Source organism: Pseudoalteromonas sp. J2K-J979 (assembly GCF_058169715.2).
In genome coordinates, this window is sequence record NZ_CM200282.1 from 689,506 (window position 1) to 702,177 (window position 12,672).

The 12,672-nt window shown below is 41.5% G+C and carries 6 protein-coding genes; 4 read left to right on the forward strand and 2 right to left on the reverse strand.

Annotated elements, in window-relative coordinates:
* The first annotated feature begins 84 nt into the window (after positions 1 to 84).
* Complete coding sequence (locus tag AC3KVK_RS19570; RefSeq protein ID WP_490313372.1) at positions 85 to 507, forward strand: hypothetical protein; 423 nt, start codon at positions 85 to 87, stop codon at positions 505 to 507.
* 151 nt (positions 508 to 658) lie between these two features.
* Positions 659 to 7,729 (forward strand): BamB-related PQQ repeat family beta-propellar protein, encoded by a 7,071-nt coding sequence (locus AC3KVK_RS19575; protein ID WP_518526950.1) that lies wholly within the window; start codon positions 659 to 661, stop codon positions 7,727 to 7,729.
* Between the two features lie 56 nt (positions 7,730 to 7,785).
* Here the strand turns inward: AC3KVK_RS19575 and AC3KVK_RS19580 are convergent, their stop codons facing one another.
* Positions 7,786 to 8,142, reverse strand: a complete 357-nt coding sequence (locus tag AC3KVK_RS19580) for a VOC family protein (protein WP_490313370.1) — start codon at positions 8,140 to 8,142, stop codon at positions 7,786 to 7,788.
* Positions 8,143 to 8,363: 221 nt separating this feature from the next.
* On the opposite strand from AC3KVK_RS19580, the gene AC3KVK_RS19585 reads away from it, so the two are divergent.
* Both AC3KVK_RS19585 and AC3KVK_RS19590 read left to right on the forward strand, forming a co-directional pair.
* Positions 8,364 to 9,464 (forward strand): hypothetical protein, encoded by a 1,101-nt coding sequence (locus AC3KVK_RS19585; RefSeq protein ID WP_490313369.1) that lies wholly within the window; start codon positions 8,364 to 8,366, stop codon positions 9,462 to 9,464.
* 310 nt (positions 9,465 to 9,774) lie between these two features.
* Positions 9,775 to 10,428, forward strand: coding sequence for a DUF1826 domain-containing protein (locus tag AC3KVK_RS19590; protein ID WP_490313368.1), 654 nt, complete (start codon positions 9,775 to 9,777; stop codon positions 10,426 to 10,428).
* An 87-nt stretch (positions 10,429 to 10,515) separates the two neighbouring features.
* Here AC3KVK_RS19590 and AC3KVK_RS19595 read toward each other — a convergent pair whose 3' ends face one another.
* Complete coding sequence (locus tag AC3KVK_RS19595) at positions 10,516 to 12,573, reverse strand: TonB-dependent receptor (protein ID WP_490313367.1); 2,058 nt, start codon at positions 12,571 to 12,573, stop codon at positions 10,516 to 10,518.
* Positions 12,574 to 12,672: the final 99 nt, after the last annotated feature.

Genomic DNA, 12,672 nt, shown 5'->3' on the forward strand with positions numbered 1-12,672 from the left:
GTAGCCCTACCGGTATTTTATTGATTGTTTTTTCTTCTAAACCACTGTAATGTACCGAAAAATAAAATAATAAAGGTATGCAGGATGCTAAAAAAATTGTCACTAATCACAGGGCTCTGTTTCATTTCGATGCACAGCCTAGCTGCCAATGATGTTTATGGGACGGTGAGTGAAATTCACCATAGGTCAAACACCGAACAACACGACCACGCAATTTATGTACGTTTTAATTTGGCGGAAAATGCAACTAGCATTGCTGAATGTGAGCAATCACCTGCTGATTTAATTTGGTTTTTAGATTTATCTTCACCGGTATCGCAGTATCAATACGAGCTATTGAAAACTTCCTACCAACAACAACTTCCGGTGCGTGTCATCGGTCAATCCGATATTTGCAGCAAGGGCCCAACACATACTGATACCATTATTGAAATCAGCCCATGGTCATGGCCATCAATTATACAGCAACGTAACACAGCTCCTGAAGTAACGGATAAATTTTTATAATTTTCTATTCATCCAAAGAGTAATCTATAGTTGAGAAGTTATTGATTACTCTAATAAATGTCATTTACAAATCTATATAATGTTTCATTGAATTCACTCTTTTAATTCAGTAACATGCGTCCCTTATTTATGTATATCAGGGAAGGCAGTCATGGCATCGGCCAAATTTATTTCACCTCTTTTACTCTCATTATTAGCGCTCACCGCCTGTGGAGGTGGTAATGACGCCCCCCCATCAAAAACCCCCATTGTAAAAGATACTGACCTAGATGGTATTGGTGATAATGTCGATACTGATGATGACAACGATGGGGTTTTGGATGAAAACGATGCCTTTCCGCTTGATGCTTCAGAATCCGTCGACACTGACTCAGATGGCATAGGTAACAACGCTGATACCGATGATGATAACGATGGGGTTTTGGATGAAAACGATGTCTTTCCGCTTGATGCTTCAGAATCCGTCGACACAGACTCAGATGGCATCGGCAACAATGCCGATACTGACGATGATAGCGATGGAGTCCCAGACGAAAGCGATGCCTTCCCACTTGATGCCACGGAATCCCTTGATACCGATTTAGACGGTATTGGTAACAACGCCGATACTGATGACGATAATGACAGTATTCCTGACGAAAACGATGCTTTCCCACTTGATGCATCAGAATCCGTCGACACAGACTCAGATGGCATCGGCAACAATGCCGATACTGACGATGATAACGATGGAGCCCCAGACGAAAGCGATGCCTTCCCACTTGATGCCACGGAATCCCTTGATACCGATTTAGACGGTATTGGTAACAACGCCGATACTGATGACGATAATGACGGTATTCCTGACGAAAACGATGCTTTCCCACTCGATGCATCAGAGTCTACAGACTCTGATTCAGACGGTGTCGGGGACAATGCTGATTTCTACCCAAACGATGGTCAGTGCGCTATCGAAACAGATGGTGACGGCAACCAATGTTACTTAACATGGATGGCTTCAGAATCCACAACGCTAATATCGATACAAGCCATTGAAAATACAAAAATTGTTTATCAACTTCGAACGCTCGATGGATTGACAGATCTTCTTGTACAAAATACTGATAATCATCACTTTGAACGCCTCATTACTTCTCTTGATATCAGTTCAATCTATTATCACTCGAATCATCAACGTTTATATGTAGGTGATCAAACAGGTGTTATTCGTTACTTTGACCAAGATTACCAACTCGCTGAATTTTCACAAATTAACTCAGGCGTCATTCGTTTAACTGGCGCAGGTAACTCTTTAATCAGCTATGACTATTCTGGCGCATGGGGAACTCTTTCATCCTTTAATACCGCAGGTGAATTACAAGACGCCAAAGAATGGCGAAATTATTCTCACCATTATGCATTTAATCAAACAAACCAGCGTCTTTACCATTTTAGAGATGGCACATCACCTAATGATTTAATCTCTGAAAAAGTAGATCAAACAACTGGTGAGTTATCTGACGAAAAAGACTCTCCCTACCACGGCGGTTACGTAATTAAAGGGCCGATTTTAGTCTCTCCAGATGGACTCACTATTACTCTTGGCAGTGGCGATTATTATGATGCGGACACCCTGTCTTATAAAGGTTCATTAGGGTATCAATTTAATTTTGCGACTTGGTCTTTGGATAATGAGCTTATCACAATAGCTAATAACAATGCTGTAGATGAACTTGCACGTTTAAATACAGATAAAAAAGTACTTGAACGAGTGGTTTTTAACGGTGAAGTGAAAGCCTTACTAACAGTCGATGACTATTATCTGATGGTGATAAATAGAGGCAGTCACTTTGAACTGCAAACTTATACTCCAAACAATGATAGCGACAACGACGGTGTGAATAATACTGATGATGCTTTCCCTCTTGATATTGCAGCATCTATCGATACTGATTTTGATAGTTTTCCTAATGAATGGAATGACGGCTTTAGTGAAGCTGATAGCACGACAGGCTTAACACTTGATGCATATCCAAATGATGCAGCTTGTTGGTTCGCCAGTCATGGTGAGAATGGGGTGTGCAATTACAGCAGCACCATGCCCATTTTTACACCTGAGCAAATCATTACTGACAATTTAGGTACTGTCTATTTGTTTAATAAAGATGACAATAAAATATACCGATGGTCAGCTGAAACAGAGTTATTTTTAAATCCTCTTATTTTACCAACAGACACCAGTACGATTACTAAGGTTGCCTACTCAGCTGAGCACGGCCGTATTTACACAGGCCATCAAGATGGCAGCATTTATGCCGTTGATTTAGCTAATGTAGACGCCGGTTTTACCCATCAATTAACCCTAGCACAATCAGTACGATCATTAGTATCTGCCGGTCAATTTATGTTTGTACAAGATGCAAGTGGCGTTTGGAATACCAATTACCTTTTCAATGAAAATGGTGTCGTCACCCAATCAGTTGATTGGCAAGAATACTCTCAAGGTTATACTTGGAATGCCTTAAACAACACCCTTTACGCTTATCCTGGGGAATTAATCAGCAAAGAGATTGACCAACAAACAGGTACCTTTCAAGCACAGAGTCAAGCGTATGGTTCAGGCAGCAACTCAAACTCAATTCCTATCAGAATCAGTGATGATGGCGAGTCAGTATTGCTCGCGAGCGGCCGTATTTATCGAAGTGATGACCTAACGTTTAAAACTGATTTAAATTGGTCTGCAAAAGACACGTTATGGCAGCCAAACACCCTCATCAACCTATCTGATCAAAATGGTACACAACTTGAGTTTTGGCGTGCTGCAACTTTCGATAAAGGCGCCCAAATTAACCTTAACGGTAATCCACTCTCAATTATCCCTTATGCGGGCGATATTTTTATCCTGACGCAAGACGAGAGCGGCTTTAATTTTCACTTCTATGAAGTAACCGATTCAGATCAAGATGGTTTACCCGGGTGGTGGGAAGCCCTATATGGCCTTGATGACAATAATAGCGGTGATGCGACTTTAGATACCGACGCTGACGGCTTATCGAACTTAACTGAGTATAATCTTCAAACCAATCCAACCCTTGCCGACACGGACAGTGATGGTCTCAGTGATGGCCAAGAAGTAAATGAAACACAAACAAATCCATTAGTAGCAGACTCTGACGATGATGGCTTGACCGATGGTGAAGAGGTGAATACTTATTTAACCAATCCGAATCAAAGGGATTCAGATAATGATGGCCTCACTGATTTTGATGAAGTCATTACCTATCAAACCAATCCACTATCTCAAGATTCCGATAATGATGGTATGACTGATTTGTGGGAAGTGACTTATCAGTTAAATCCAAATACAGACGATGCACAAACAGATTCTGATAATGATTCATTGGTAAATATGGATGAATTTACGCATCAAACTAATCCAAACATGGCAGACACTGACTTAGATGGTTTGTCGGATGGTGATGAAGTCCATATCCATAATACACTGCCGACTAGTAAAGATTCTGACAACGACCGTATGCATGATGGTTTTGAAGTGCAATTTACACTCAACCCATTATCGGCGAGTGATGCGAACCTCGATAATGATGACGATACATTTAATAATATTGAAGAGTTTTTCCTTAAAACGGATCCAACCAATATTAACTCCGTGCCAACAGCGTATACGTGGACTACTTTCCAAGGCAGCGCACAGCGTGCAGGTTTCATTGCAACACTCGTAGACCCTGCAAGTATCTCGGAGCGCTGGCGCTTCCCTAGCGGCTATCGAACTCAGCAGATTACGGCTTCGGATGGCCAAGTGTTTATTGCTAGTAGAAATAAATTATCTGTATTGAACGCAGTGAGTGGTCAATTAGCTATAGAGAGAACTTTTAATGAAGAATCTTTAAGGGTACCCACGCTCGATGATAACCATGTTTATCTGAAAACTAACAACTACATACGTGCACTTAACCGCACCTCGGGCACACTGAAGTATCGATTAAACAACTCAAGTAATTCATTGGGTAGCGATGGAATCACTATCAATGACACCATGCTCATTGATAATAGCACTGGGTCACTCAAAGCATATAATGTAAACAATGGTGAGCTGCTATGGAGCATTTATGGTCTCGCTAGCCGATTCAACATCGCGGTGGATGAACAATACATCTACGTACCCACTAATGGTTTGGCAATTTATAACCTAACAGATGGCAGCTTACACGCCATTATAGGTGAAGAAGAAACAAATTATTACAGTCAAAACGCTTTGCAAGCGCCAGTATTGGGCTCTGAAAACAATATCATTAGTGTGAGCAATGATAAATTGACTTATTTTGATCTCACAACACAGCAAGTACGCTGGCAACAGACATTAACGTCGAATAATCGCAATCAATTCTCTGTCGCCTATGGCCAAGTTTATATTATCAATAACGGTCTATTAAACGTGTTTGATGAGCGCAACGGAGAGCTATTATGGAGCTGGGAACCTGGTACCAACCAGTCACTCGATAGCAGTATTGTTCTCACCCGTAAGCATGCCTTCGTTAGCTCTTCTTCAGCAACCTATGCGATTGATTTAATAACGCAACAAGTTGTTTGGCAAACCGACATTACAGGTCACTTGTCTATCAGTAATGAGGGGGCGTTATTTATTGCCTCCGACAGTGAAGTGGTTGCTTTTTCTATCTCTGGCGATACCGATGCCGATGGCATGCCTGATTGGTGGGAGCAAAACTATAATTTAGACATCAACGATGCCTCTGATGCAAGCTTAGATATTGATAATGATGGGCTGAGCAATTTCAATGAGTTTTTAGCAACTACCAATCCTTCAATCGCCGATACAGATCAAGATGGTCTCAATGATGGTGATGAAGTCAATACCCATCAAACTAACCCAATTGAAATTGATACCGACAAAGACGGGCTCAGCGATGGCAATGAAATTCTAGTTCATCAGACCAACGCATTATTAGCTGACAGCGACAGCGATGGTCTTGACGATTTTATCGAGATCAATACCTATCAGAGCAACCCTAACCTCGCTGACTCTGATAATGATGGTATGCCAGACTTATTTGAAGCGACTTATCAATTAAATATCAATGAAAATGATGCTGCTGACGATGTTGATAATGATGGCCTGATTAATCTTGATGAGTTCACGGCCAACACCAACCCAAAAGTTGCTGATACTGATAATGATGGACTGAGTGATGGTGACGAGGTTCATCTTCATTTAACACAACCGACAAATCATGATTCTGATAACGATGGTATACCGGATGGCTGGGAGATAACCCATGGCTTGTCTCCTTTAGATAACAGCGATGCCAACCAAGACAGTGACAATGATTCATTTTCAAACCTTGAAGAGTTTTATTTGCACACAGATCCAAACAATTCAGCAGACTTAAAGCAAGCCAAGTCCTGGGTCACTTACCAAGCTAACGCTATGCATGATGGCTTTATTCTGCAGCTTATAAATGATGAAAATATTAATGAACTGTGGCGGATAGAATTACCCTCGTTTGTCACTACACTGACAGCTGCTAATGGACTGGCTTTTGTTCGTTCAGGTCAAGCAATCAATGGGATTGATGCGTCATCGGGATCAATACTTTGGAGTAGAACATTCAACGCAGATTCGATTAATACGCCTGCGTACAGTAATGGCCATGTTTATTTTCAAACCGGTGGACACAGTAATTCTTTTCTGAGAAGCCTCAACGCTCAAACAGGTGAATTAGTCTTTGCCAGTGCCTATGACAATCAGTGGAGTAGCTATTTAGAGCCAACGCCTTATGATAATCATATTTATATAGCAGGAGGTTATTACGGTGGAACCTATGGGTTTACTGAAACTGGCATTGAGCAATTTTTTACTTCGCTGCCGCAAGAAGATCGTTGGACACCCACAGTGGATGAGCAACATCTCTATGCCTGTTTAAATAATGCAGTAACATCAATTTTAAACAGAACAAATGGTGAATTAGTCGAAACTATCGAGCATGATAATTGGCATGGCTGTGCACCGCACACAGCAGGTTTTTTATCAAATAATGCGTTAATCGCAACCAACAATAGCATGACAAGCCGTTATGATTTAGGCAGCAAAGAAGTTACATGGTCAATTTCAAGTGCCAATCTACAAGCTTCTGTCGGCTATGGTAAAGTCTATATGCTTGAATCTGGGGTACTAAAAGCAATTGATGAGCTCACAGGTGAACTACTTTGGTCATTCGAAGCGCCTGAGAGTTTAAGCTCAAATATTGTAGTTACCCGTAATAAAGTAATCGTCGCCAGTGATCAAAACACCTATGTCATTGACATCGCCTCGCAAAATGCCACAACCTTAAATGCCGGAGGCCTCCTGACCCTCAGTAACGGAATTTTATATGTGACTCAACGCCAGACTATTGTGGCATTTAATGTCGATGGAGATGATGATGATGATGGCCTACCCAATTATTGGGAAACTCTTTACGGTTTAGATCCTCTCAACCCTTCAGATGCGCAGCAAGATACCGATAATGATGGGCTAACGAACCTACAAGAGTTTGAACATAAAACCCAACCCAATAACAGCGATACTGATGCAGATGGCCTTTCTGATGGTGATGAGGTTAATATACATTTGTCCAATCCAACCGTGTTAGATACCGATGCCGATGGCCTTTCTGATGGGGATGAAGTCAATACTTACGCCACATTACCTCTCGTAGTCGATACTGATAATGATGGTTTTAGTGATGGCGATGAAGTGAATCGTTATCAAACGGATCCTACTGACAGTAATTCAAAACCAGCGGCAATCACTGAACTGAACGAGCTGTTTGAAGCCAGTGACATACCGCCAATTTTTGCACACCCTGCGAACTCAAATGCTAATTGGGCACTGTCAACTGATTTTGCATCACAAGGGGATCAAAGCATACGTTCTGGTGAAATTGAAGATTCACAACAAAGTGAAATATCACTGTCAGGGCTATTTACCAGCGGCACGCTCAATTTTGATGCCATGGTGATAAGCGAAAGCTGCTGCGATGCATTAATCGTTGAAGTTAATAATGAAGAAAGATTAACCATAGTAGGTAACCAATGGCAAACCTTCTCTATTGATCTTCCATCTGGAGAAAATACGATTACTTGGCGGTATCGTAAAGATGATAGTGTTTCAGAAGGTGAGGACGCAGCGTGGATTGATAATATTCAATTTAAACGAAATTAATCCGTTTGAGAAACGCTCACAAAAACGCCCTAATTTAGGGCGTTTTTTGATTTTGGCTATTTATCTGACCACACCGCCAGCTCGTTGCCGCTGGGCTCGGTAAAGTGAAAACGTCGACCCCCTGGAAAACTAAAAATAGGCTGTTTAATTTGGCCATTTGCCGCAACAACAGCGGCTAAGGTTGTTTCTAAATCTGCGCTGTACAGTACCACTAATGCCCCGCCATTGTCGGTATTGCTGGTTTTATCTGATTGAAAAAAACCACCAAGCACGCCTGAATGACTAAAAGCCGAATATTCTGGGCCATAATCCGTAAACTGCCACGCAAATACCTCACTAAAAAACGCTTTTGTTGCTGCTAAGTTTTGTGCGGGTAACTCAATGTAATTAATATGGTGATGGTGTTCAATCATAATCAAATCCGATAGTTCAAAACGTATTCAATAGACTAAACCAATCTAAACAGTCGATAAAGCCTCTAATTAGAATAAATTAATTCTACCTAACTAACGATACTATCAAGTTGTAATGAGCCAATTACATATCTTAACTTATTCGGAACACTCCCTTACAGAACACACAATCAAACTCATTATACTGACCGCAATTCAAGCACGCTGTACAAAGGAAAATCATGAAAATACTGGCTCTAATGAGTCTCGCACTCATTTCAATGGCATTGATAACAGGTTGTGGATCTGACTCTAAAACCAACAAAATAAAAACCAGCAACCTTCCCGAGGCTGACTACCCCTTTTCACAAACTAACAAAGAAACAATACTCAATGAACGTCTGCCTATCCAGCAAGCACTACAAGTGACATTTAAGGGCCAACAATTTGACCATCTTCTATTTAGCCACCAAGAGGCACCGATCACATATTTTAAACTCGCGTCACAAAATAGTGAGCGCATTACCTTGATGCTTTATACCGGCGATCAATCAGGAAACTGCGGAATTTACCAAGCAGGCACCACGTTCGAGACGTTTGAATGTGGCCCATCGCGCTTAAGTGTGGGTGAAGACACCACAGTGTTATCTCAAGTTAAGACTTCCTTGGACCATAATGTAGCGTTTGAATATCAAAATGATCTATTAGAGTTTGCACCATACTTTGGTTCAACGGAGCTTGTCGTCAACAATAATAATGGGGGGGTAGAAATTCTAACGGCCTTCGCCTTTGACGACTTTTATAACAATATTTTGTGCGACGGCAACTGTGAAGACACCATTTACTCGGATTTAGGCGCATCGACGTATTTTGCGCTCGACAGAATTTTAGAACAAAATGGCAGTTTAAATGATGCGACATTGGTGTTTAACAATGCAATTGGCGGTTCTGCTGATGATGATATCAACATGTACACAGGTTTAATGATCCGAGACAACCAAATGAACACCCGAGTCAGCCAAACAGGATCTGTATTTTCGGGTGGCACTGATTTGTTTGCAGCCGGTGTCACACGGACTTTAGATGTGACAGGTGATACGTCAAACTTTGCCAATAACCAACAAATTGGTGTGCATAGTTGGTCTGAAGATGGAAAAACAGCGAAAGAGTTTCCCTATACCGATGAAAGTCATCGTAAACAAGCCACTTACTTTACCAAAATGTTGGCACAAAAAGGGATTGATTTTTATGTATTTACCCTCGATGCAGCACCAGCTGAAGGCGCGCACTATATGAGCCGTGACGAATTAGTAAAATACAATTTAGTGACCCATTTTAATTAAGCGACCAATCGCACAGGGTTTATAGTGATGTAAGCGGTCCATCAATTTGATGACCGCTTTATTGCCTCCCTTAACCCAAACTTAGTTTTAAAAGCGGACAAACCAACGGACACGCTACCAACATCAGCTTGTTAAATCATGCTTATTCACCAGTTGTGTTAGTACACTGCCCTCCACCACCACTTAAATTATTATGCTCTCAATCAATTCCGCCTAAACGGCTCGTATTTGATGAATAAACACTTTGAATTTAAACATATAAAATGATATTTTTGATACATTATCACATAACATTTAAGGTTCATTTTAAATGATTGCTCCGCAACAACATCAGGGCGTCGCGCAAGCTTGCTACCCCATCGGCCATGATGCCCATATCTTAAGCGATATCTACCAAACCAATGCCGCACTTGCTTGTTATTGCAGCCCTGCTGATTGGGCACTGTCAAACGCCGCCAAAAAAGTGGCTAATCAGCGCTCAGGTGAACTCCTTCGTTATCAAGGTAGTATTAATAATGAGTTAGCTGCGCAGGTGAGCGCTGTGTTTGATGCCGCCACTCATGGCAATTTAATTACCAACCACACCATGTTAATGCTCGATATGTTTGCTACGTTATTTGAGCCCAAAGAAATTGGCTTGAGGATCTTAAGTTGTGATCATGCCCACAGCCCTGCTTTTCATCAAAATCAAATGATTGTCCGCATGACCTCTGCTTTAGGTGGCCCTGGCGAACAATGGATCACTCATCAAGATGCCGAGTTTTTACCTTTGCAAGCTACGGATACCCGCCACCGTATTAAACAACCCAATCACGCTGTCGTTAATCATTTTTGTGATGGGGATATTGCGGTTTATAAAGGCATCAATTGGATTGATCAAGAAGTCCATGCGCTCATCACATCGTCTCCAAAATTCGAAGGCCACGATGCCAGGCTGTGTATTTATATCGATTTTTTAGCTTGACACACACGCTTTAAAAAACCGTAAAATAAAAAATACCAGCGACCTAATAGGTAACTGGTATTGAGTTCACGGGATCAAAACGTTCATTTAAAACGAATAAGTCACACTCATACCCACAGTACGAGGATCAACCACCCCCGCATAGCCATTTGGATACCAGCCTGGCGGCTCTTTTACTGTGACTGCTTTTTCATCAAACAGGTTATTAATATAAGCACTGATCCGCCACTGTTCATTTTCATAATCTGCATTGACACGCGTCAGCATGTAATCCCCTGCGATGCGATCTGCGCTGTTTTCAAAATCAGCATAGTAATCGTCTACATAGTTGCTGCTCAAGCCCATACTAAAATCTTCGTGAAGCCAATATGTCAACGCAACATTGGCCGTGACGGCTGGTGCGCTATTGAGTTCATTGCCTATTACGTCACCAAATGACGGATCAGCCTCTTTTATTTCTGACTTTAATAAACCAAATCCGCCTTTAAGTTGCAGATCAGCGCTCAACATAGTGTACAGTTCAAATTCAACACCACTGGTGACCACTTCATCAATATTTGTGATGCGGCGTAGTTTATTTGAAGACTGATAACCATCATAATTATTGTGAAACGCATTGGCGCTAATATTTACATTACCGTTATCTAGGCTACTTCTAAGGGTTAATTCGTAGGTATTAACTGACTCTTCTTCAAAATAATAATATTCATTTTCTCGAGACATCGCGCCACCAGCGGAGTTATAACCGCGACGTGCGCTGGCCGAAATAGTCGTATTATCTGAGTATAAATATTGCAGTACCAATTTTGGTAGTACGATGGTTTTGTCGGTATTGAGTTTATCGCCGACTAAACCAGTACGTGATTGCATCGCAAAATCACGGCGTTGTTTTTCTTTTTCGACTCGGCCGCCCGCAATCACACGATATTGCGCGCCAACATCCACACTGACTTCACCATAAATGGCATCAGAGTCACTGCGATCATCACCCGAATATACGGTGGCACCTTGGCTGCCAAAATCTTGAGTACGTTGGAAATGAGCAAAACCGATAAACCCTTTTAGGCCTGGTGTATCGAGTCCAAAGTTATATTTTGCATCAATCATGGTGCTATCATCGTCCATTCTGACGCTAGATTGATATTCAGGAAGTGGCTCATAACTGTCAAAGCCCCAGTCATAACCCATGATTGCGACAACTAAGTCGATTGAACTACTGTTATCTAATTGATAATCGACCTTGACTGAATGTGTGCCTGATTCTGTCGTCATATCACGCTGAAAAACCGGAATATAAGCCCAAGGATCTTGACCCTCAAAATATTTACGGCCCGAATCACCAGTTTCTTTATTAAAGGCATAACTATACATAATTTGTAAGTCATCATTTTGATTCGGCTGCCATAAAAATTTACTTCTAAAACGCTGGGTCTTAAGCTCATTTAAATCATACGTCGCAGGGTTAGTCTCATGATTCAGACCTTTATTGTAGGTATCGCCATCAACATTTTGCGCCGTAATACGAAAAGCCAGTTGATCGTCTAAAATCGGCCCCGTCAACATGATAGCGCTGTCAACAAAGTTAGATTGATTACGATAACCTAAGCGTGCCGCGCCATCCCAATCAAAACTTGGGTCATTGGTTTTAATAAATAGCGAGCCGGCAATGCTGTTACGGCCATTACTAGTCGATTGAGGACCACGAAACACTTCGATTTGCGCGATATCCCACAGACCAGTATCACCGGTTAAATCTGCGACAAACGGTTCAATTACGCCATCAACAATGGTTGAAACACGTGCTTTTGCACCGCCAGTGAACGAGTTGAAACCTGTTGCCGCACCATTACCCGATACACCACGAATATCAGGCACCGCTCCTGACAGCACCACTACGTTGGGGATTTCTGCTATTGCACTTGATACTGATAAATATTGGCCGCTGGCAAGTTGCTCAGCACTAATCACCGATACTGACGAAGTGGTATCTTTTAAAGATCGTTCTGTTTTTTCACCCATCACTGTAATTTTTTCAATAGACGAAATAGGATCGTCCGCGGCATCGTCTGCCCATACATAGCTACTGGATAAAACCGAAATAACTGACAGTGCCAAGGCACTTAACCGTAATACATTTGTCGTCATACATTCCTCTGTAAAAACAAATAAAAAAACCTAAGTGAATACTTAGCGTTAAAGTGGGATAAGAAAAAATCGGCGTTAATGTATCAAATCAAACACTCT

Bases quoted from the DNA above. Each gene is read 5' to 3' on its own strand.
- AC3KVK_RS19570 (WP_490313372.1), top strand. From the start codon at position 85: ATGCTAAAAAAATTGTCACTAATCACAGGGCTCTGTTTCATTTCGATG.
- AC3KVK_RS19575 (WP_518526950.1), top strand. From the start codon at position 659: ATGGCATCGGCCAAATTTATTTCACCTCTTTTACTCTCATTATTAGCG.
- AC3KVK_RS19580 (WP_490313370.1), bottom strand. From the start codon at position 8,142: ATGATTGAACACCATCACCATATTAATTACATTGAGTTACCCGCACAA.
- AC3KVK_RS19585 (WP_490313369.1), top strand. From the start codon at position 8,364: ATGAAAATACTGGCTCTAATGAGTCTCGCACTCATTTCAATGGCATTG.
- AC3KVK_RS19590 (WP_490313368.1), top strand. From the start codon at position 9,775: ATGATTGCTCCGCAACAACATCAGGGCGTCGCGCAAGCTTGCTACCCC.
- AC3KVK_RS19595 (WP_490313367.1), bottom strand. From the start codon at position 12,573: ATGACGACAAATGTATTACGGTTAAGTGCCTTGGCACTGTCAGTTATT.